This is a genomic window from Paraburkholderia polaris, assembly GCF_012927345.1.
Taxonomy (GTDB): Bacteria; Pseudomonadota; Gammaproteobacteria; order Burkholderiales; family Burkholderiaceae; genus Paraburkholderia; species Paraburkholderia polaris.
Genome location: NZ_JABBGJ010000015.1, coordinates 149,027 through 171,226, shown reverse-complemented (window position 1 = coordinate 171,226; position 22,200 = coordinate 149,027). Strand labels below are relative to the sequence as shown.

Annotated in this window: 21 protein-coding genes; 10 read left to right on the top strand and 11 right to left on the bottom strand. The window is 61.1% G+C overall.

Annotation, left to right across the window (positions count from 1 at the left end):
• The first annotated feature begins 131 nt into the window (after nt 1-131).
• The gene (locus HHL24_RS16030) at nt 132-947 is read left to right on the top strand and encodes a carbon-nitrogen hydrolase family protein (protein ID WP_169486431.1); all 816 of its coding nucleotides are present in this window, start codon (nt 132-134) and stop codon (nt 945-947) included.
• 71 nt (nt 948-1,018) lie between these two features.
• On the opposite strand, the gene HHL24_RS16025 is transcribed toward HHL24_RS16030, so the two are convergent.
• From HHL24_RS16025 to HHL24_RS16000, 6 genes are all read right to left on the bottom strand, one after another.
• Nucleotides 1,019-1,234: a hypothetical protein gene (locus tag HHL24_RS16025; protein WP_230417483.1), complete on the bottom strand. Its 216-nt coding sequence runs from the start codon at nt 1,232-1,234 to the stop codon at nt 1,019-1,021.
• Between the two features lie 22 nt (nt 1,235-1,256).
• On the bottom strand, nt 1,257-1,526 hold the full coding sequence (locus HHL24_RS16020) for a hypothetical protein (RefSeq protein WP_169486430.1): 270 nt from the start codon (nt 1,524-1,526) through the stop codon (nt 1,257-1,259).
• Between the two features lie 899 nt (nt 1,527-2,425).
• Nucleotides 2,426-3,175 (bottom strand): response regulator, encoded by a 750-nt coding sequence (locus HHL24_RS16015; RefSeq protein ID WP_169486429.1) that lies wholly within the window; start codon nt 3,173-3,175, stop codon nt 2,426-2,428.
• A gap of 251 nt (nt 3,176-3,426) precedes the next feature.
• Nucleotides 3,427-5,268 (bottom strand): ATP-binding response regulator, encoded by a 1,842-nt coding sequence (locus HHL24_RS44795; protein ID WP_169486428.1) that lies wholly within the window; start codon nt 5,266-5,268, stop codon nt 3,427-3,429.
• A 162-nt stretch (nt 5,269-5,430) separates the two neighbouring features.
• Nucleotides 5,431-7,716: a xanthine dehydrogenase family protein molybdopterin-binding subunit gene (locus HHL24_RS16005; RefSeq protein WP_169486427.1), complete on the bottom strand. Its 2,286-nt coding sequence runs from the start codon at nt 7,714-7,716 to the stop codon at nt 5,431-5,433.
• Nucleotides 7,717-8,244, bottom strand: a complete 528-nt coding sequence (locus HHL24_RS16000; RefSeq protein WP_169486426.1) for a (2Fe-2S)-binding protein — start codon at nt 8,242-8,244, stop codon at nt 7,717-7,719. It lies immediately after the preceding gene.
• Between the two features lie 141 nt (nt 8,245-8,385).
• On the opposite strand from HHL24_RS16000, the gene HHL24_RS15995 reads away from it, so the two are divergent.
• Nucleotides 8,386-9,282, top strand: a complete 897-nt coding sequence (locus tag HHL24_RS15995) for a LysR substrate-binding domain-containing protein (RefSeq protein ID WP_169486425.1) — start codon at nt 8,386-8,388, stop codon at nt 9,280-9,282.
• A gap of 138 nt (nt 9,283-9,420) precedes the next feature.
• Here the strand turns inward: HHL24_RS15995 and HHL24_RS15990 are convergent, their stop codons facing one another.
• Nucleotides 9,421-10,332 carry a LysR substrate-binding domain-containing protein gene (locus tag HHL24_RS15990; RefSeq protein WP_169486424.1) on the bottom strand — a complete coding sequence of 304 codons (912 nt, stop codon included), beginning with the start codon at nt 10,330-10,332 and terminating at the stop codon, nt 9,421-9,423.
• A 242-nt stretch (nt 10,333-10,574) separates the two neighbouring features.
• On the opposite strand from HHL24_RS15990, the gene HHL24_RS15985 reads away from it, so the two are divergent.
• From HHL24_RS15985 to HHL24_RS15950, 8 genes are all read left to right on the top strand, one after another.
• Entirely contained in the window at nt 10,575-11,540 is a 966-nt protein-coding gene (locus HHL24_RS15985) for an amidohydrolase family protein (protein ID WP_169486423.1), read from the top strand.
• Nucleotides 11,540-12,466, top strand: coding sequence for an amidohydrolase family protein (locus HHL24_RS15980; protein ID WP_074289307.1), 927 nt, complete (start codon nt 11,540-11,542; stop codon nt 12,464-12,466). The genes HHL24_RS15985 and HHL24_RS15980 overlap by 1 nt, the downstream gene beginning before the upstream one ends.
• A gap of 101 nt (nt 12,467-12,567) precedes the next feature.
• Nucleotides 12,568-13,965 (top strand): UbiD family decarboxylase, encoded by a 1,398-nt coding sequence (locus HHL24_RS15975; protein ID WP_169486422.1) that lies wholly within the window; start codon nt 12,568-12,570, stop codon nt 13,963-13,965.
• On the top strand, nt 13,962-14,570 hold the full coding sequence (locus HHL24_RS15970) for a UbiX family flavin prenyltransferase (protein ID WP_169486421.1): 609 nt from the start codon (nt 13,962-13,964) through the stop codon (nt 14,568-14,570). Before HHL24_RS15975 ends, HHL24_RS15970 begins: the two co-directional genes overlap by 4 nt.
• Nucleotides 14,571-14,619: 49 nt before the next feature.
• A complete protein-coding gene (locus HHL24_RS15965) occupies nt 14,620-15,738 on the top strand; it encodes a CobW family GTP-binding protein (protein WP_169486420.1) in 1,119 nt (372 codons plus the stop codon).
• A 142-nt stretch (nt 15,739-15,880) separates the two neighbouring features.
• Nucleotides 15,881-17,224 carry a nucleobase:cation symporter-2 family protein gene (locus HHL24_RS15960; protein ID WP_169486419.1) on the top strand — a complete coding sequence of 448 codons (1,344 nt, stop codon included), beginning with the start codon at nt 15,881-15,883 and terminating at the stop codon, nt 17,222-17,224.
• A 102-nt stretch (nt 17,225-17,326) separates the two neighbouring features.
• Complete coding sequence (locus HHL24_RS15955; protein ID WP_206002882.1) at nt 17,327-18,706, top strand: amidohydrolase family protein; 1,380 nt, start codon at nt 17,327-17,329, stop codon at nt 18,704-18,706.
• A gap of 38 nt (nt 18,707-18,744) precedes the next feature.
• Nucleotides 18,745-19,476: a maleate cis-trans isomerase family protein gene (locus tag HHL24_RS15950; RefSeq protein ID WP_169486417.1), complete on the top strand. Its 732-nt coding sequence runs from the start codon at nt 18,745-18,747 to the stop codon at nt 19,474-19,476.
• A gap of 219 nt (nt 19,477-19,695) precedes the next feature.
• Here the strand turns inward: HHL24_RS15950 and HHL24_RS15945 are convergent, their stop codons facing one another.
• From HHL24_RS15945 to nthA, 4 genes are all read right to left on the bottom strand, one after another.
• Nucleotides 19,696-20,067, bottom strand: a complete 372-nt coding sequence (locus HHL24_RS15945) for a hypothetical protein (protein ID WP_169486416.1) — start codon at nt 20,065-20,067, stop codon at nt 19,696-19,698.
• A 291-nt stretch (nt 20,068-20,358) separates the two neighbouring features.
• Nucleotides 20,359-20,727, bottom strand: a complete 369-nt coding sequence (locus HHL24_RS15940; protein WP_169486415.1) for a nitrile hydratase accessory protein — start codon at nt 20,725-20,727, stop codon at nt 20,359-20,361.
• A 1-nt stretch (nt 20,728) separates the two neighbouring features.
• Nucleotides 20,729-21,400, bottom strand: coding sequence for a nitrile hydratase subunit beta (gene nthB, locus HHL24_RS15935; RefSeq protein WP_169486414.1), 672 nt, complete (start codon nt 21,398-21,400; stop codon nt 20,729-20,731).
• Nucleotides 21,397-22,065 carry a nitrile hydratase subunit alpha gene (nthA, locus tag HHL24_RS15930; protein WP_169486413.1) on the bottom strand — a complete coding sequence of 223 codons (669 nt, stop codon included), beginning with the start codon at nt 22,063-22,065 and terminating at the stop codon, nt 21,397-21,399. Before nthA ends, nthB begins: the two co-directional genes overlap by 4 nt.
• Between the last annotated feature and the right edge of the window lie 135 nt (nt 22,066-22,200).

Sequence of the window (22,200 nt, the reverse complement as noted above, 5' to 3'; positions counted from 1 at the left end):
CGTACCCCCGTCGGGTTAACCAATCGACGTGATTATTAAAGTCGGCGGCGAAAGTCATACTGGGATTCGCCCCCAAGGCGAAATCTCAAGAGTATGCGGCCAAAGATCCGCTAATCAAACAAGGTCCAACCATGAAGATCGAAATCGTACAACTGGCGGGTCGCGACGGCGACACGGTCTACAACCTGAACCGCACATTGCAGGCGATCGCCACCCGTGCCGCGGACACAGACATCGTCATGTTCCCCGAAGCCCAGCTGACCGGCTTCCTGGATGTCGAAGAGCTTGCTGCGCTGGCCGAGCCACTCGACGGCCCGAGTGTTCGCGCAATCAAGGACGCCGCGCGCGAGCACGACGTCGCCGTGGTGGCGGGACTGATCGAGCACGATCGCGGCCAGTTCTACAACACGACAGTGTTCGTCACGCCGGAGGGCGTCGCGCTCAGCTACCGCAAAACCCACCTGTGGGTCTCCGAGCATGGCGTCGTGCTACCCGGCGATCGATACGCGATGGTCGAATGGCGCGGCGTGCGCCTGGGCCTGCTGATCTGCTATGACGTTGAGTTTGCCGAGAGCGCACGCGCACTCGTCGAACTGGGCGCGGATCTTTTGCTCGTGACGAATGGCAACATGGAGCCGTTCGGCCACGTCCACCGCACGGCGATCATGGCGCGTGCTCAGGAAAACCAGGTCTTTGCCGTGATGGCGAACCGGGTCGGCGAGGGCAGAGGCGATCTCACGTTTGCGGGTGGCAGCGCCGCTGTGGATCCGTTCGGGCGCATGCTCTTCGAGGCGGGGCGCGAGGAGAGCCGCCACACCGTCGTGCTGGACTTCGCGCAGATTGCGGCGGCGCGCGTCCTTTACAACTACCGCGCCGACCAGCGCCTGCCGTTCCCGGGCGAGCGCGTCGAGCTCCCGGACGGGCGTCGCGAGCTGCTGATTCCCTGAGCGACCTTCGGATCGTTTGGCTCCCGCCCGGCCCACGCGGCCGGGCGCATACAACGGACAAGGAAGCCGGATCAATCGGTCTTGAGCTTCGCCCATAGACGGTTCTGGAGGCGCATCAGCGGCGCCGTGATCGGCTTGCTGATGACAAGCGTGTGGTACACCTCGGGCGACGGGAACACGGCCGGGTCGGCGAGTACCTCGGGACGCACGAGATGCCGCGACGACGGGACTGCGGACGGATACGACGTGTCGTTGGTCAGCGCCACGGTTAGGTTTTGAATAGGCAAAGCCGTTTGTTTCCCACCCAGCTTAACTACCCTGATAGATATCGCACGACAGGCCCACCACGCACGGTTGACCGTCTCGGGTTTTGCCGTAACCATTTCGTCCGCCCGATTGGGCTCCATAGTCCCACGGACTGTCGCCGTCCATCGGCATCGCCCGCTGCGTTGAATTTATTGGCTGCTGACTGGATGTGTGGCTAGCGACGCCTGACGGTTGCATTTCCTGAGAGTCGGCAGTGCCAGCCGCAGTGAGCAGGAATAGCACGATGGTTACAGTCGAGGGTTGCACTTTCATTTCTTCACCTTTTCGTCATCAACGGGTTGCGTTAGCGACGCCGAACTTGCGGCCGGGGAGTGACAGCGAACTCGGTAAGCCGGACCAAGGATTTCGTCCCCTTCGCAACACCGGCATCAGGTACTTTCCAGTCATGGCTCGCGCGCCGCCAGATCTTTGTTAGCTCCCTCCGAAAAAAACGTTGCATTGTGGATCCATCCGGCACGGTCTGGCATGTTTTGCACCGCTTTGTACCCGTGTGTCAGGCGTGCCGCCGTATGCTTCCATCCCCGCACTCGGGTCAGAGGCTTGGGTTGCGTCGTTTTCTTGCGGGGCGGGTTGAGAGGCTTGCGGTGTGCCTTGCGAATGCGCAACACCGGCCATGACAAAGAGCACGACAGTGGATGCGACTATCAGTGGCGATTTCATGTTGGTTCCTTTATCTACGTTGAGTTTTCCATTCACGCGATTCGTTATTCGCGTGCCCTGAGCTCGAATTACAGCAGTCTTCGCACGAGCCAAGGCCGGTTCAGCTCATCACGACGACCAACCGCCCCGGGCGCACTCGACGAATGCCCCTCAGCGTTGCTGTCATATTCATTCTTGGTCAGGCGAAACGCCGTCGCAACGCACATGCGTAGGCGGTGGACAGCAATCGTCGGCGAAAGATGTAGGCACTGTCATCGTCCGATTCCGGTGACATGTCGGATACTCGCCGCCCGACGGCGCGCCTTCCTGAACTGTCCAGGTGCGGGGCGAGCGCACGTCACGTCACGTCACGTCACTGATACATTTGTGGCTGATGGTAGGGATGGCGACCTGTTTTTCTGTTTTATCGCGCTGTGGCTACGCACGAGGGCGTTGTGCATCCATGACCACGGGCGCCGCTTTCGCTGGAATGAAAGCACGCTGGCTTGAAGTCAGTCGGTTGGTTGTCCCTCAGCAGCCGGCAGGCTTCGGTCAAGCGCCGGATCCGTGACCGGTGGGACGCCGAGCTTGATCCCTCTATTCGCCAGCATGACGATGAGTTCCGTACGGCGCCGCAGATTGAAATGCGCGAGCAGATGACTGACGTATTTCCGTACCGTAATGTCCTCGAGCCCCATTCTCAGGGCAATGGCCTTGGACGGAAGTCCGCGCGCCAGCCACGCCAACGTTTCGAACTCTCTCGGTGTGAGTCCCAGCGCGGATGCATTGCTCGTTTCCGATTTAGCGCGCGGCTGTCTATCCTCAGGTCCATTTGCCGGAGCCTCGTTAGTGTCCATATCACGACTGAGGCTGGCGATGCTGGAGGCTGGTAGGAACACGCCCCCGGCAAGCACCGCGCTTATCGCCGCACGAAGCGCTTCAGGCGGCGACGATTTGGGCACGTATCCCATGGCGCGAAGTTGGATGCATCGACTAATGGTTTCCACTCGCTCATCGGCCGATATCACGATCACCGGTAACGACGGTCGCGACTCCTTCAATTCGGCAAGCGCGTTGCAACCGTTGCCATCGGGCAGGTCGAGATCGAGAAAAACGATGTTCAGGAGCTCGCAAAGTGCATGATTCACCCCCTGCGACAATGTGCTCGCGTGCAGCAACTCGATGTTCGGAAAGAGCTCCCTCAGTAGAAGCGCCAATCCGGCTCTGAACAGTTCATGGTCGTCGACGATCAGTACGCGCATTCCATCGTCTCCCAGAACTGTCTTCGAGCCGAGCTGCGATTACACGTCGGCGGATGGCTAAATCGGTACTGACCGTCCGGTGTCTTCAGGTCAGATAGTACACAGTGGCGGCTGATCTATATGGCGTCGCCTAAAAAGTGGCGGATTTCACCCATCATTAGACGAATCAAGCGTACCAAAAGGACCATCGGGCCTTGCAAACGGCGTGACGGTGCTGGCAGAGACGGGCATTACGCTCGGGATGTTTTCAGTCAGTGATCGTTCGCGCGATCGAGATTCATCTTCCGCTGAGCGCTCACATACCGGCTGATCTCCGCCAGCAGGTCTTTGGGGGCGGAGGACTTGCGCAATAGCACGAACGGTTCGGGGAAGTCGCGAAGGATGTGATCGGACAGCAGCTCGCCGGTGATAAATGCGACGGGAATAACGCCCGCCCACGCGAAATGACGCCTGATCCGATCAGCAACCTCCTTGCCGGTGGCTCCTTCGCGCAGACGGATATCGGCGATGATGAGATCGGGAATGCGGCTGTCATCGGCAAGGAGGGCTTCGAATCCAGCCATCGACTCGGCGGCGTGCACGAGCGCGCCCGCGCTTGAGAAAAGACGCCTCAGACCTTCGAGGACGGTAGGTTCATCGTCGCACAGGAGTATGAACGTGCCAGTGAGATCGGGCATGTACACGTCGCCATCCTGAGCATTTGCCCCGACGGTCGGGGTTGATGCCGAAACCGTCGCGTAAAGGGAAAAGCGCGATCCGCGCCCTTCCACGGAGGCGAAACTCATGCCGTGTCCCGGCAGAATATGGATCGCACGATGCACAATCGAGAGCCCCAGTCCCAGCCCTTTCGAACGGTCGCGCCCCGGATTGTTGATCTGATAGTACTCGGAGAAGATCGCGTCCCGATGGGCGGGCGCAATGCCGATGCCGGTATCCCATACATCGACGCGCAGCCGGTCATTCAGTTGCACCCAGCCAAGCACAACGCCGCCCGATGGCGTGTTCTTGATCGCGTTCGATACGAGATTCGATACGGACCGCTTGAAGAGCGATCGGTCGGTCTCGATGGAGGGCGGGGCGCGTCGCCGCCCCGCGATTCTTAGTTCGATGCCGCGCAACCGGGCCGTCTCCCGGTATTGCTCGAAGACCTCGGTCAACAGGCCGAGGGTATCGACCGGTACGACACGGGGAACATATGAGCCCAGCTCGCTGTAGTCCTGAATGTCCTTGAACATGTCGAGGATGTCGGACGCGGTCTCCTCGATGACATCGAGCTCGCGATCCACGGCGTAGCCGTCCCTGATCCTCGTCCGGGCGCTGCGGATGAAAAGGTTGATTGCGGCGAGAGGCTGCTGGATGTCGTGATACGCCGATGAAAAGAATCGCTCTTTCTCCCTGACGAGCTCTTGCATGCGTCTGTTCTGCTCGTTGACCGCGCGCGACGCCGCTTCGACGCGCGCCTTGGCCGCGCGCAAGGTGCGCCGGTACATGAATTCGCGCCTCGCGGCACGTTCCAGCGGGATACTGAGCAGCACGCCGACGACCGACATGATCGGCAGCATCGTGGCGTGCGCAGCCACCGACTCCACGCGCAGTTCGACACTCCCGCCGACGGGTTTGAAATAAAGCATGATCAGATAACTGACGATGCATATCCCGATTAGCCACGCCGCCGTGATCACCCGAAGCCGAAAGGCCATGAATATCAGGAAAAGGCAAAACATCAGCACCGGGTAGATTTCCCGCCAGCCAACGTCGCCCGGATAGAACTGCAGCATTCTCAGGCAGCTGAACCAGCAACTGATCGTCCAGACACTAAGCAGCCAGACGGCCCAACGTTCGTCGAGTGCGCGCGGGGTCCAGAACAGCACGGGAATCGCCATTCCGATCGCTGCGGCGACTCTCAGGAGAATTAGCTCGTTGTGGTGCAGATGGGCGGGATCGAGCGCGTCTAACCGGCAGAAGTCGCGGATGGAAAATGCGACCCACAACGCGGTGAAGATTGTGATGGCGAGCCTCCGCTGTCCGGAGAACCGGCGCGCGTAGTCCCACCGGAACGCGCGCTCCTGAGCCGCCGAGCTGAACCTGCGCACCCTGAGGCCTGACGATCTCATGACGACGCTCGATCAGGAAATTCGCCGTCCGCGGAGAGGGCAGCGTGCAATTCAAACAGAATAGCAGGGCGCCATCCAAAGTTATACACACAAATGTAGCGTTCTGGATGCGTCTGGCACGCCAATGCGCAAGCCGCCAGCTTAAGCCTTCGCTTTCACATTGACCTTCCCTGGGGCGCCCGCTTGCGCCGCCACTTTCTCCAAATCAAACGGCGTATCCCTCAACCTCCGCCCGGTCAGCTTAAACACCGCATTCGCTACCGCCGGCGCCACCGAAGGACTCGACAACTCCCCAACGCCACCCGGTTTAGCCGGATCCCCCTGCACGATCTGAATCTCGATCTCCGGCATATCACTCATGCGCATCACGCGATACGTATCAAAGTTCTTCTGCTCGACCTGACCATGCCGAATGTCGATGCGATCCGCCGTCGCATGCCCTAACCCCCACATCAGCCCGCCATACAGTTGTTCTTCAACCCCACCCGGCGACACAGCCAACCCGCAATCCGCCACACACGTCAGCTTCTCAACCACAACCGCATCGCCCTTGCGAACCACCCGCGCCACCACCGCAACATAGCTGCTATACGCCTGATTCGTCGCAACACCCAACGCCGTACCAGCAGGCAACGGCTTACCCCACCCCGCCCGCTCCGCCGCCTCGCGCAACACGGCCTTATGCCGCGGATCCTTCATATGCGCGAGCCTGAAATCAACCGGATCGCGCTGCCCAGCATGCGCAGCCTCATCCATAAACGACTCCACCGAAAACACATTCGGGATATAACTCACCGCCCGATACCAACCGGTCGGCACGCCGGTCTCATGACGCACCCAACCAATATCGACATGCGGCGCGCCGTAAGCGAATTCGTATTTGCTGATCGCCTCGGTGGTGCTGTAGTCCATCCGGTCGGGACGGTCGAAGTAACCCGGCTCCCATTGCTCGGGCGAGGCGGGCATCACCGCGCGCAGTTGCAGCGTGGTCAAATTGCCCTGCGCATCGAGCGCGGCCTTGCCTCGGTGATAGCTCGCCGAGTGGTAATACAGCGCGCGCATTTCGTCTTCGCGGCTGTTCATCATCTTCACGGGTTTGCCGGTTTTCAGCGTGAGAAACGTGACTTCGAAGAGCCAGTACTTCGATTCGCGTGACCCGAAGCTGCCGCCCGACACAAGCTCATGCAGCACCACACGGTCGGCTGGAATGCCGCCGATCACCTCGGCAGCCTCCTGCACGGTAGAAGGCACCTGCAAGCCGCCCCAGTACTCGATGCCGCCGTCCCTCGCCCATGCGGTGACGTTGATCGGCTCCAACGGATTCTGCGCCTTGTAGGGCATCGAATACGAAGCTTCGACCACACGCGCACCATGCGGCCACGCGGTCTTCGCATCGCCGGTTTGAATCGTTGGCACGACACGCGTAGCGGGATCGTCGAGCCATGCGGCTTGATGCGCGGCCAGCGTGCTGCTGTCGAAAGTTTCGAGCGGACTATCGTCCCATTCGACATGCAGCGCCGCCTGGCCCTTGTGCGCCGACCAGTAGTCATCGGCCAGCACGGCGACCCCTTCCTGATTGCCGCCGAGAATGTCGGGGCGGCAAGGAATCTGCAACACCTGCCGTACCCCCGGCACCGCCAAGGTCTCCTTCGCATCGACGCTGCGCACCCGTCCATCGATGATCGGCGAGCGCGTGACGACAGCGACCAGCATCCCCGGCACCGACACATCGATGCTGTACGGAAACGCCCCTCTTGCCTTCAGATCGGCGCCGCGCTTTTTCTGCAGCTTGCCGATGTATTTGAACTGCGAAGGATCTTTCAACGCGACGTCTTTCGGCGCGGGCAATTGCGCCGCTACGCTCGCCAACGATCCGTAGTTCGCGCGCTTGCCGCTCGCCTTGTCGACGACGAACCCGTTGTCAGTCGTCAACGCAGACGGCGCCACGTTCCATTGTTTCGCGGCAGCTTCGATCAACATGGCACGTGCGGTTGCACCCGCACGCCGCAAGCGATCGTACTCAAGCGCGACGCTGGTACTGCCGCCGGTCGAGAACACTTTCCACAACGGATGAATGTAATCCCCAAAGAACGGATTCTCCGGCGTGATCACATCCACGCGAAACGGATCGACATCGAGTTCTTCAGCGACGACCGCAGCCAATGCGGTGCGCGTGCCTGTGCCGGAGTCGTGTTTATGGACGACCAGCTTGATCGTATCGTCCGGGAGCACGCGCACCCAGGCGTTCGGCTCGAACTCGCCGGTTTGCGGTTTAGGATCGCCGCTTGCGTTCGTATTACCCGCTAATGCTTCGGGCAATTGAAAGCCGATCGCGAGACCCGATGCCAACAATGCAGAACTCTGTTTGATGAAGCGTCTACGCGCCGCACCGTGTGCGCTGTTCAGCGCTTGCTTGTCGTTGCGCATTCAAGCCTCCTCTTTCACGGAGGCGCAGGCGGAAGCGCAGACGGGCTCGACCCACGTGACCGACGCAAGCGCCGGATCACCCGAAGCCGCGCGCTTGATCGCCTTCCTGATCCGCGAGTAGGTCCCGCAGCGGCAGATGTTGCCCGACATGGCGGTGGCAATCGTCTCATCGTTGACCGTGGGCTTGTCCTTCAGGAACGAGGCCGCCTGCATCAACTGACCGGACTGACAATAGCCGCATTGCGGCACGTCCTCGGCAACCCATGCGAGTTGCAGCGGGTGCCTACCGTCGTGCGAGAGACCTTCGATCGTCGTGATGTGCTTGCCCGCCACCGCCGCAATCGGCAGCAAACAGGAGCGCACCGCCTCGCCTTCCAGATGCACCGTACACGCGCCGCAAAAGCCGCCGCCGCAGCCGAATTTCGTACCGGTCAACTTGAGCCGGTCGCGCAACACCCACAACAGGGGCATGTCTTCCGGTACATTGTCGAGCGAGTGCCGCGTGTCGTTGACCACGATCTCGATCATGCGCTGTCTCCTGAGTGTTGTTGTGCAGCGCGGCGTGTGGTGCATGCCACAAAGGCCGCGTGCTTGCGGCCATTATTGAAAGCCGTTAAGCACAACGCCAGCGACGATTTCTTCCATCACCCGTAAGTCCGGCTAACACCTATGTTGAAGCGCTACCCTTCGATCCAGTCGATGCAGGCTTTCCTGCAAGCGGCACGCGTCGGCAGCTTTTCGAGCGCGGCGCGCCAGCTGTCGCTCACGCATAGCGCGATCAGCCAGCAGATCCGCACGCTCGAAGAGTTCGTCGGGCAGCCGTTGTTCGTGCGCGAAGGCGGCGGCGTGGTGTTGACGGATGCGGGCGTGCTGTTCGCGAATCAGCTGGCGGATGGCTTCGAGCAGATTGATCGCGCGTTGTCGTCGGTGAAAGAGCGCACGGTCAAGCAGTCGATCACGCTCGACGTCGATCCCGAACTCGCCCAGAGCTGGCTGGTGGCGCGCTTGCCTGCTTTGCTCGATGCGCTGACCGGCACGTCGTTGACCGTGCTGTCCACACCGCGCCATGACCGCAGCGCGTTCGAGCGGGTGGATATTGCGTTGCGGTATGGGTATGGAGAATGGGACGGCTTCGAGAACGCGCTCATCTGCGGCGATCGGTTGACTGCCGTGGGTTCGCCCGCGCTTCTTGCGGCGCGCGAACTGAGCCTGCCGCTCACGCCTGAACAGGTGCTCGAATTACCGCTGCTCGGCTACACGAAGCGCTCGTGGATTCCGTGGCTCAGCGCGGCTGGCCTGCCCGCAATCGAACCAGACGCCGTGGCGGTGTTTGACAACGCCGCCGGGTTGATTTCAGCCGCGAGCGCAGGCGTGGGCGCGGGTTTGGCGCGCGGCCTGCTCGCTGCCGACGCGCGGCGCGAGGGGCGCCTGGTCGAACTCACGCAAGTAGAGATTCCGACGCATTACAACTTGTACGCGGTGTGGCCTCGGGAAAAAGCGGCGCAAGTGGCTCCGCTGATCGAAGTGATTCGAGAACTGGTCGCGCAGACGGTCGGCGCGCCTTAGCGTCTGCATTCACCACCCTTCGCGTCCATGCTTACTCTCGCGCATCGCGCAAACGGTCAGCGCGCTAGCGTTACCGCTCGCCACCCTTCGGATCGACGCCCAATCTCGCGCGCCACGCAAACGGCCAGTACGTGAGCGTTACCGCTCGCCACCCTTCTCGTCCCCACTCACGCTAGCGGCCACCTCGCGCACCGTATCGAGAAACAGCGACACCACCGGCGACGGCTCCTCAGCACGATAGCGCGCATGCAGCGACACCTCCGGACGCGGCGATGCCACCTGCACGAACGCGACGCCTCCCGTCGACAGTTGCCGCGCCGACGAAGGCAGCAACGCCACGCCCAGCCCTTCACGCACCAGACACAGCAGCGTATGCACCTCGACCACCTCCTGCTCGATCTGCGGTGTAAACCCTGCCTCGACGCAACAGTCCTGCAGAAAGCGCGCAAGCTGCGACTGCCGCAAACCGAACGACACAAAACGCTCGGTCTCCAACTCACGCAACGCGATCTCCCCACGCGCGGCAAGCCGATGCCCTAACGGCAGCGCCACCACTGCCGATTCGCGCATCACGACTTCGCTGCGAATCTCCGGGTCCTCATGCGACACCCGGAAGAAGCACACATCCAACCGCCGCTCCTTGAGCGCGAGGATCTGCGCAGCGGGCGTCATCTCGTGCAACGTCCACTGCACTTGCGGATGTTTCTCCGCAAATACCCTGAGTGCGCGCGGAATCGGATCGACCATCGCCGAGCTAATGATGCCGATCTCGAGACTTCCCACTTCGCCACGTCCCGCACAACGCGTCAGATCGATCGCGCGCTCGAACTGCGCGAAGATCAGCGGCACCTGTTCCTTAAGTGTTTTCCCTGCATCAGTGAGTTCGACACGGTGCTGCGAACGCATGAACAACGCGGTGCCCATCTCCTCTTCGAGGATGCGAATCTGCTGACTGAGAGGTGGCTGCGAAATGTGCAGCCGTGCGGCTGCCCGGCCGAAATGCAGTTCGTCGGCAAGTACCGCGAAGTAACGCAACAGCCGAATGTCCATATCGCAAACGTATCAAGATCGTGGTTAAAAAATATTGTACAGAGCGTTTTTAACGCGTGAGACTGCATCGCAAGCAGCAGTGCACATCAGTGTGACACTCGATGCCGGCGAGGGGAAGGCGCGTTAGTACTGCGTCTTGCAAAGGGCCGCATGGGCAAGCCCGTCTGGGCTCCGTTCCATCGATGTGCCTGCCCGCGATCCGGCAACTGGATACACCAGTTCCTCTCAAGGAGATCGAGTACATGATCATCGACACTAGCTGTTACCCGACCAATCTGGTCGACCTCGCGTGGCGCCACGACGGCGAGCCATTCACCGGCGAGCGTCTGATCGCAACGATGGACGGCCCGTACATCATCAACGGCAAGCCGCGCCGCATCGACAAGGCATTCATTCAACCGCCGCAAGGCAACACTATCTATACGTGGACCGACGGCAACCGCTCGGGGCGCGAGTCGATCGACGACTACATGGCGTACACCGTCGAAATGACGCAGAAGTATCCGGACCGTCTGATCGGTTGCTTCGTCTACAACCCGCGTTGCGGTCCGGAGAACGGCGCCGAAGCGATCGAGTTCTACGCGAAGGAACACGGCTTCAAGATGGTGCAGTTGCAGGCCAACATGCATGCGTATCGTCCCGACCGCGCACTCGACTGGCTGCGTCCTGCTCTGCGTAAATGCGCGGACCTCGGCCTGCTCGTGAAGCTGCACACCGGCGACGGACCGTACAGCATCCCGAGCGAGTGGTATCCGCTAATCCGCGAATTCCCGTCGGTGAATTTCATCATGGCGCACTTCGGTGTGCAGACGGGTGGTGTGTATTGCTTCGAGCCTTATCAGATGGCGCTCGATACGCCGAACGTGTATTGCGAATCGAGCTGGTGCCTGCAATCGCGGATCGTCGAATTTGCCAAGGTACTGCCGACGCACAAGATTCTCTACGGTTCGGACACGCCGCCAAACGAGCCCGGCATGTGGCTGCGTTTGCTCGAAGTGTTGTGCCACGAGCCGCCGCAAGGTCTGAATCTCGACGAAGACACGCTCGAGGATTACCTCGGCAACAACCTCGCCCGCATGATCGGCATCGAGCCGAGCGCGCCGCCGAGAAGCGTCGAAGAAGCGCAAGCCTATCTGAAACAACACGCCGGCGCGTCGCAGAAACACGCCGCGAATGCAACTCAAGCAGCCTACGCAGGAGCCCGCTGATGATCATCGATACCCATCTGCATCCGACCAATCTCGTCGACGAAGCGTGGCGCCACACCGGCGAGCCGTTCACCGGCGAACGCCTGCTGAAGATGATGGACGGTCCGTACATCATCAACGGCAAGCCGCGCCGTATCGACATGGGCTTTATTCAACCGCCGCCGGGCAACACCGGCTATCGCGACGGCAATCGCCGCGGCCGTGAAGGCATTCGCGATTACATGGCGTATATCGCCGAGCTTACGCAGAAGTACCCGGATCGCTTTATCGGCAACTTCACGTACAACCCGCGTTGGGGTCCGGAGAACGGCGCCGCCGAACTCGAATTCCACGTGAAGGAGTACGGCTTCAAGATGCTCAAGCTGCACGCGAACATGCACGGCTATCGCCCGGATCGCGCACTCGACTGGTTGCGTCCGGCGATGAAGAAATGTGCCGAACTCGGCGTGGTGGTGCTGATTCACACGGGCGACGGACCGTACACGATTCCGACGCAGTTCTATCCGATCATCCGCGAATTCCCGATGGTGAATTTCATCATCGGTCACTTCGGGATTCAAACGGGCGGCAACTACTCGTTCGAATCGTTCTGGATGGCGATGGATACACCGAACGTGTATTGCGAATCGGGCTGGTGCTATCAGTCGCGCATCGTCGAATTTGCTCGCGAGTTGCCGCGCAACAAGATCGTGTTCGGCACCGACTCGCCGCCGAATGAGCCGGGTATGTGGCTGCGCGAACTGGAAATGCTGTGCGGTCCGGCGCCGCAAGGCATGGATCTGGATGAAGACGGTCTCGAAGACTATATGGGCAACAACATCGCCCGTCTGGTCGGCATCGAGCCGACCAAGCCGCCGAAAGATCTGGCCGAAGCGGAAAAGCGTTTGAAGGCGACTTATGTGAATGACGTAACCCAGCCTGCTTAACGCGTTTAGCGCTTGCTGTACGGCAGGCGCGGCTAAGGGTTGATGCCGCGCCTGCCTCTCCCGACAGTCCGCTTTCGTTATCGCTTTCGACGGAGTTCACTATGGCGGATAACCTCTTCCGCGCCACGCAGGATTTTCATCGCTTCGCGCAGGCGTATCGCGAGCAGTTTCCCGATGATGTATTGACGATCAAGCAACCTTTGGCTGCCGATCAGGATGTCACCGCCGTGGTCGCCGAATTGGCAGCACGGGGTCAGCATCAGATGCTGATCTGCGAAAAGGTCGACGGCATTGCGACACCACTGGTTACCAACTTCTTTGCTTCACGTACGCGCATTGGACGTTTGTTCGACGTCGACGCGTCGGGCCTATTCGACGCTTACCAGCAACGTGCGAACGCCCCCGTCGCTCCGGTTTTCGTTCCGACCGGCCCAGTTCTCGACCAGGTTCTCGAAGGCGACGCCGTCGATCTCGCGCAACTGCCGATGATCCGCCACTTCGATACCGATCGTGGTCCGTACATCACCAACGCTGTAATTGTCGCCGAGGACCCGGTGACGGGCGTCGCGAACCTCAGCTATCACCGTTCAATGCGGCACGCCCGCAATGCGCTGGCAACCAGCCTGCATTCGCGCGGCCACCTCTGGCGCATGCTGCAAACCGCTCAAGCGCGCGGCGACACGTTGAAAGTCGCGATGGTGATCGGTGCGCATCCGCTGTTCATGCTGGCCGCCGCGGCGCGCGTGCCCTTCGGCACGGATGAACGGGCGATTGCAGGCGGATTGTTCGGCGCGCCGCTGGAATTGGTGCGTACGCCTCGTTACGGAATCGGCGTTCCCGCTTCCGCTGAGTTCGTCCTTGAAGGCACGATCGATCCGCACGCGCACGCAGAAGAAGGCCCGTTCGGCGAATTCACCGGCTATTCGTCGGATCGCTCGACCAACAACGTGCTGCGCGTCGACACGTTGATGCGGCGTAATGATGCATGGCTCGTCGATGTAGTCGGCGGTCCGTACGCCGAGCACCTGACGCTGGCTCGCTTGCCGCGCGAAGCAGAAATGAGCGAGAAGCTGAAGGCGCGCTTTCCTTCCGTCACCGCGCTGCACTATCCGAACTCGGGCACGCACTTCCATTGCTACGTCGCATTGAATCAGACACGCGACGGCGAAGCACGCCAGATCATGCTCGCGTTGCTCGGCTGGGACCCGTATCTTAAGAACGTCGTAGCGGTGGATAGCGATATCGACATCACCAGCGATTCGCAAGTGCTGTGGGCCATCGCCACGCATTTCCAGCCGCATCAGGACGTGTTTATCGTCGACGGTTTGCCGGGCAGTCCGCTCGATCCTTCATCGTCTGCTGCAGGCACCACGTCGCGGATGGGTATCGACGCGACACGCGGTTCACACTTCGACGGCATTCGCGCGAAGATCAGCGAGCGCGCTGCGCAACAAGCGGTTGAGATTCTTAACCGCACCACAGCCGGAGCACAGCGATGACCCCGCGGCGACTCGTAGTCGGCATCAGCGGCGCGTCCGGTTTCACATATGGCGTGCGCTTGCTGCAACTGCTGCGTGAACTCGACATCGAAACGCATCTGACCGTCTCGCGCAGCGCGCTGCTGACGATGACGCACGAAACCGACTACAAGTTCGCCGAAGTCAGCGCCCTCGCCAGCTTCACCTACCGTTGCGACGACATGGCCGCGGCGATTTCCAGCGGCTCGTTCCGCTCGCTGGGCATGATCGTCGCGCCCTGTTCGATGAAGACGCTTGCCGAAATTGCCAGCGGCATGTCGTCGAGCCTGATCTCGCGCGCCGCCGACGTCACGTTGAAAGAGCGCCGCCCTCTGGTGCTGCTGGCGCGTGAAACCCCTTACACGCTGGCACATCTGCGCAACATGATCGCAGTCACTGAAATGGGCGCGATCGTCGCGCCACCTGTTCCGGCGTTTTACGCGCGCCCTGTTTCACTCGACCAGATGATCGACCACACGCTAGGCCGCGTGCTCGACCTGTTCGGTCTCGAAGCGGGCACCGTCAAACGCTGGCGCGAGAAAGAAACAGAAGCTGAAGTAGAAGCACAAGCACCGCATATCGCCTGATAGCCGAACCGCACGAACCGCAGTACGAACGAAGAAACGGAGACGAGCCATGAATCACATTCACACCACCCACAACGAAATCGAGAAAATCCCCGTCACGGTGCTGACCGGCTTTCTCGGCGCCGGCAAGACGACGCTGCTCAACTACATTCTGCGCGAGAAGCATGGACGCAAAATCGCGGTGATCGAAAACGAGTTCGGCGAAATCGGCATCGACGGTGGCCTGGTGCTCGAATCGACCGAAGAGATCTACGAGATGACCAATGGTTGCGTGTGCTGCGTCGGCGCGGTGCGCGAAGACCTGGTGCGGATCGTGCGCATGCTGGTGGAAAGGCCGGATCGGCTCGATCACATCATCGTCGAAACGAGTGGGCTCGCGGATCCCTACCCGGTCGCACAGACTTTCTTCCTCGACGATCCGATCGCGAAACAGGTGACGCTGGATGCCGTCGTCACGATGGTGGATGCGAAGCATATCGCCGCGCATCTGGACGATCTGGTGCTCGACGGCAGCGACAATCAGGCGGTCGATCAGATTGTTTGCGCGGACCGTATCGTGATCAACAAGGTGGATCTGGTGACTGCAGAAGATATCGTTTCGCTGACGCAGCGCATTCGCGGGTTGAATGCCACAGCGGAAATCGTCGAATCGAGCTACGCCCAGATCGACCTCGACAAGATTCTCGGCGTCGGTGCAAATGAGTTCTCGCAGATTCTGGTCGAGACCGACGGCCTCCATGAAGAAGAGCATTCACACGCCCGCGAGCACGAGGACCACGACGAGCACGAAGCGCACGACGATCATGAACACGCCCATCATGACGACGACCACGACGATCACGCCGACCACCAACACGACGAAAGCGTGTCTTCGGTTGGGATCGAAGTCGATTCAGACATCGATCTCGACGCGCTGCAAGCGTGGCTCACCGAACTGCGCGAGTCCGATGCCGCCAAGCTGTTCCGTATGAAAGGCATTCTCGCGGTGCAGGGCCAGTCGCACCGCTATGTGCTGCAAGGGGTGCACAACGTCATCGAACTGCGCGCGGCACAAGTGTGGGGCAGTGAACCGCGCTCGTGCCGCATTGTATTCATCGGACGCGATCTCGATCGCGCCGCGCTGACCGACCGCTTCCATGCCTGTCTTGCCGTGCCGGTTGCGGCCTGACGGGAGATCCGGTCGGCGCGCGAAGTGATGCTGCACGGCCAGGCCGTGCGGCGCGCTCCGATCGAAAACGATAATGCAGCCATCTGCATGGGACCGGAGTAAGCGCTAAAGCGCCAACTCCGCTCGACATAGGAGACACGTCATGAACACCGCCATACATCCCGTCGATCGGATTCTGCCGAAGCGTCAGATGATCACGCTCGGTTTGCAGCACATGCTAGTGGCTTATATCGGCGCGATTGCTGTTCCATTGATCGTCGCGTCGGCACTGAAGATGTCGCCGGCCGACACGACCGTGCTCATCAGCACCGCCCTGTTTTGCTCAGGCATCTCGACGATCTTGCAGACCGTCGGCTTCTGGAAGTTCGGCGTGCGTCTGCCAATTCTGCAAGGCGTCGCCTTCAGCAGCGTCGGACCGGTCATCGCGATCGGCCTGAGTCCGGGTGTCGGCTTCGCCGGCGTGTGCGGCGCGGTGATTGGCGCGGGTCTCTTCACGATGTTCGCGGCGCCATTAGTGGGACGCTTACGAAGGTTCTTCCCACCTGTGGTGACCGGCTGCATCGTAACCGTGATCGGTTTGCAACTGTTCCCGGTTGCGTATCAATGGGCCGGCGGTGGCGAGGCCGCGCAGCAGCAGTTCGGCGGGTTGCCCTTCCTGAGCGTCACGCTGTTCGTCGCTGTGGTGATTCTCGCGATCAACCGCTTTGCTGGCCCGTTCCTGCGCAATCTCTCGGTGCTGATCGGTTTGGTCGCGGGCGGCATTCTGGCGTGTTCGCTCGGCATGGGCAACTTCACGAGCGTGAGCGCCGCACCGTGGTTCACGATGCCGATGCCGTTTCACTTCGGCACGCCGGTGTTTTCGCTAGTGCCGGTGCTGACGATGATCGTCGTGATGGTGGTGCAGATGGTCGAATCGATGGGACTGTTCGTCGCCATCGGTGGCATCGTCGACAAGGACGTCAGTGAGGAAGACGTGGTGCGCGGCATGCGTGCGAATGGTCTTGCGAGCGCGATTGCCGGCATGTTCGCGGCGTTCCCGTTCATCGCCTTCATGGAGAACGTCGGCCTCGTGATCCTGACCGGCGTGCGCAGCCGCTGGGTGGTGGCGATCAGCGGCGCGCTGATGTGCGTGGTGGCGCTGGTGCCGAAGATCGGCGCAGTGGTCGCATCGACGCCCGCCGCGGCCCTCGGCGGCGCAGGCATCGCGATGTTCGGCGTGGTGGTTGCAGCCGGTATTCAAACGCTGGCGAAGGTGGACTTCGAGCGCAATCGCTACAACGTACTGATTGTCGGCTTTACTATCGCCACCGCGTTGATTCCGGTGATGGCGCCGCAAGTCTTCAAGCATATGCCCGATTGGACGCAGCCGTTCCTGCATAGCGGCGTGGTGCTGGCGTGTCTGGTATCGGTGGTGTTGAACGCGGTGTTGAATGGCGCGCATGAGGAGGAGAAGATCGTCGAGACGCACAACCTGGTGCGCGAATAGGCGGCCTTATAAGCAGCGAACGCGGTAAGACGAGCGCGGCCGTCGCCCCCCCCTGGACCGACGGCCGCTTCGCAGTAACTGAAAGGACATTGAATCGTGAGCATGCAAACTGAAGCGTTGCTGATCAAGAACCCTGTCGCGGTAATGAGCGGCCGAAGTGGCGATAACGCGCGCCTGGGTCAGGTCGATCTGCGGATTCGCAACGGCCGTATCGAGGCCATCGCGCCTAACCTCGAACCGCGCGCAGACGAGCGCGTGATCGACGCGCGTTCATGCGTCGTTTATCCGGGTTGGGTGAATACGCATCACCACCTGTTCCAGAACCTGCTGAAGGCAGTGCCGTCCGGCATCAACGCCGATCTACAGGATTGGCTAGCCGCCGTTCCCTATCCGCGACTCGCACGCTTTACGCCGGGCCTCGCACGTGTCGCGGCACGTTTGGGTCTTGCCGAGTTGTTGTTGTCCGGTGTGACGACCTGTGCCGATCACCATTACCTCTATCACGCGGACGGCACCACCGAAACCGGCGATCTGCTATTCGACGAAGCGGCTTCGTTCGGCATGCGTTTCGTGCTGTGCCGTGGCGGCGCATTGCAGGCCGCGGGCGATCATCCGGGGTTTTCCAAAGTAGCGTTGAAACCCGAGACGCTCGATCAGATGCTCGCGGACATCGAACGCCTCAAGTCGCGCTATCACGATGCGGGCGACGCTTCGATGCGTCGCGTCGTCGTCGCACCGACTACGCCGACGTTTTCGCTGCCGCCGGAACTGCTGCCTGAAGTCGCTCGCGCGGCGCGTCGCATGGGCTTAAGGTTGCACACGCACCTTTCCGAAACGACCCGCTACGTCGACTTCTGCAAAGAGCGCTTCAACAAACTGCCGGTCGAGTTCGTCGCCGATCACGAATGGCTCGGGCCGGACGTCTGGTTCGCCCACCTCGTGCATCTGCAGCCGAGCGAGATCGCGATGCTCGCGGAAACCGGCAGCGGCTGCTCGCACTGTCCGGTGAGCAATGCGCGCCTCGGTAGCGGCATTGCGCCGGCCCCGCAGATGGCGGCGGCGGGCGTGCCGATGTCGTTGGCAGTAGATGGCGTCGCCTCGAACGAATCGGGCAGCATGACCAATGAAGCGCACTTCGCGTGGTTAGTGCATCGCGCGGCGCAAGGTGCATCGGCGACCACCGTCGAAGAGACGATTCATTGGGGCAGTGCCGGCGGCGCAGGCGTGCTTGGACTCGATGCGGTCGGCACGCTTGAAGTCGGCAAGGCAGCGGATTTCGTGCTGTATGACATCAGCGATCTGCGCTTTAACGGCTTCCATGATGTGGCGGTGGCGCCGGTGACGGCGGGCGAACCGGCTCGCGTTCGCTACAACGTGGTGAACGGCCGCGTGGTGGTGGATAACGGCGTAATTCCGGGCCTCGATCTCGAACAGCTTCGCTATGAAGCGGCCGAGGGCGTGAAGCAACTGCTCGCCGACTAAACCACTCACGCACGCAAGCACTGAAGGGACACGCCGCGATGCAACACAGAAGAATCCGGCTCGGCATTCTCACGCCTTCGTCGAACACGGCGTTAGAACCGATGACCTCGGCGATGCTCAGCGAACTGCCGCACGTCAGCGCACACTTTGCGCGCTTCACGGTCACGCAGATCGCGTTATCGGAGCAGGCGCTCGGTCAGTTCGACGCGAGCCAGATTCTGGCAGCGGCGCGTCACCTGGCCGATGCACGGGTCGACGTGATCGGCTGGAGCGGCACGTCGGCCGGTTGGCTCGGCTTCGAGCGCGATCAAGCGTTGTGCCGCCAGATCACCGAGGCGACCGGTATTCCTGCAACGACCTCGGTGCTGGCGCTCAACGAAATCTTCGTTAAAACGGGGGTGCGGCGGTTGGGTTTGGTGTCGCCCTATATCGACGATGTTCAGCAACGGATCGTGCGCAACTACGAGAAGCTCGGCATCGAATGCGTGGCGGAACGGCACCTCGGCTTGCAGGACAATTTCAGTTTTGCCGAGGTGCCGGATACGCAGTTGGCGATCATGATGCGTGAGGCTGCGTTTGCGAGGCCCGATGCGGTGACGACGTTCTGCACGAACCTGCATGCGGCGCATCTGGTGCGGGCGTTTGAGATGGCTACGGATATTCCCGCTTATGACACGGTGGCAACCGTGGTTTGGAAGGCTTTAAGAATGTTGGGGGTGGATACGAAGCCACTCGCGAGTTGGGGCAGATTGTTTGCAGACGTGGCGTAACTCGCGAGATTACGTGTCACGGCGGCTCCTGCAGCCTTCGTCCGGGTCTGCTGTGCTTTAGCGGACTGATAGTCCTGAAGGTTGTAAGTCATGACTCTGCTCCCGCTGAATGACAAGGCGGATTGCCGCGCTCTTCAACATGAAAACAGAGTCAGTTTCTCCTCAATTACCGCTATCGCGGGCCGGAGCCCCTTACAGGGTATGAAGACCGGCCGGCCCCTATGCTTGCCCTCTTTCGTGCCAATCATCGATGGCGGCCCGGGATTTGTGCTCAAGTGCGCTGATCGCCATCAAAGGGTCAATCTTTGCCCTCGGAATAGTTAGTTCGATGCCTGCGGGCGCGCCTTTCTTCACGTCACCGTCGGTACGTTCGATAAGGGCGTGGCATACCCACTGAACGCCAAGCTCATCCGCCACAGCTTCGGCAGTCACCCGAAAGCCACGATGTTCGAAATCCACAAACTCTCCTGAAGCGTTATGAAATTCCGGTCCCTCGACGGTGTATCCGGCAAGGACCATGAAAACCTGACACGGGCGCTCAACACCCGCAGTGAAGTTGCCCGTTCGCCTTTTTCGCCAGATATTCGTCATCGTTCTGACTGACGCACCAGCCAGAGCTACGGCCCGTCGTGATACGTATTGTCGGGGATGCAGCATGTGCCGTCAGCCGCCATTCAAGCAAATAGCGGTCTCATAAATAGGAATAATCAGATGCTGTCCGCACGGCATGGGAGCGCTCGGCGCCTATTTTTGGGGCCACGCGGGTCGAGAGCGTCTGTTCGATCCGCCCGAACGCGGTCCTCTCCGGCCATTGCAGCTGGAGTGACGTGAACGGCCAGTTCCAGGGCAATGGCTATAAATGGCCGACTGCGAGGGACACTGTCATCCAAGCTCAATCGGCTGTCCATGCGGGGTATGGCGTGCAGCGACGTCCCATGCATTGCGACGCTGCCGGAGCATGTCGTCTGTCACCAGTCCCTTGATGGTGCTGATGCGCTCCAGTGCCGTCAGCCAGTGGCTGTAGTAAGTGTTGCCACGGTCCGGGTCGCCAGCGGCCTGCGCATCACAGATTGCCTGATTCAGACATTCTGCCCATTCGGCCCAGGTGAACATGCCGCGCTTGTGCAAGGCCACGGTCATGGCAAACGCCTGGGCTTCCCACGGCGCACTGAAAACGGGGCCAGCGTCGTCGCAAGGCAACGTCGGCAAGGCGGCACGCAGTTCAGGCAAATTCGGTCGGGCGGAAGTCATGTCAGGCAGGCCCGGCGTTCGGGTAGTCGAGATACGACTCCCAGCAATCGACACAGACCGATGCCGCTGTCGTATCCGTTCCCCAGAGTTCGGAAGCATCGAAGCGCACCGTATAGAGCCATTGCGGTTGTTCGCCGAGCCCAACCGCGTTGGCATCGGGAAAAACGTGCGCGCCGTGCACGGCGATAATGTGCCCCCATCTGCCGCGGCAGTAGCGCGGCAGACGGGTATGCGTGGATGGGTTCAGTTGACGGGTCTGCACCCTGTCACCGACCTTAAAGCGTGCAGCGGCGGCCGCGGGGCGATCGACGGGGCTGCCCCGGAGCAGCGCGGCGGGCACCTCGCTGGCCATCAACACGCGAGGGACCGGCGCCGTCGCATTTCTCGATTCGCCGGTCGCGATTTCCTCCGCCGTTGCCAGTCCCGTACTCAGCAGCAGCTTTTTTAGTCCTTCGAACCAGATCTGGTAGTAGCCGCTGGAGAGGTATTGCGCAGGCGGCAAGCTCTCCCGTGCGGCACGAGACATGTCGATGTTCCACTTGCCGACTGCGCCCATCGCCAGCGTGATCGCCAGCACCCGGCGCTCCCAGTCTGCGTGAAAGAGCGAGACGTCGGCTTCCGCCCGTATCGGGCCGAATGCCTGCATGCCGCCGAGATCTTGTGCACCGTTCATGCGGGCTCCCGTTTCGATTCCGGTGTCCTCGGCAATCCTGTGCCGATCATCGAGTCACGTGTTACCAGTTCAGCCAGCGCCTCCTCCGAGAAGCCACTGGTTCCGGATGGCTGCATGGGCAACACCAGATAACGAACCTCTGCGGTGGAGTCCCACACGCGAAACTCCACTTCGGCAGCCAATTCGAAGCCGAACTCCTTCAACACACCACGCGGATCGATGACCGCGCGCGACCGGTACGGCGCCGACTTGTACCAGATCGGCGGAAGCCCAAGCACCGGCCAGGGGTAGCACGAACACAGCGTGCAGACCACCATGTTGTGCACGGCGGGCGTGTTCTCCAGCACCACCATGTGTTCGCCCTGCCTGCCGGTGTGGCCGAGCGAGGCAATCGCGGCGGTAGCGTCGTCCAGCAGCCATTGCCTGTATGCCGGGTCGCACCATGCCTTCGCGACCACCCGTGCCCCATTGTGCGGCCCGACCTTATGCTCGTATGTCTCGATCAGGATATCCAGGGCACGAGGATCGACGTACCCCTTCTCTATCAGCAGGGATTCCAGCGCACGCACCCGCAAATCCATCTCTGACAACGCACTACCGTGGTGGTCGTGAGCGTCGGCATGCGCGTGCTCCTGCTCGGTGCCTTCAGAATCGTTACGGTTCATCGAAGTTCGCTCGGAAGATTGCCGACAGAACGAGTATGGTTCGCGCAGGACGCAAATGCAAACCGGCTAAGTAGGCCCCGCCCATGTGCTGCGCGCTGCGGAACCGCCCGACCGCGAAAGCAGGTTCGCCACTGG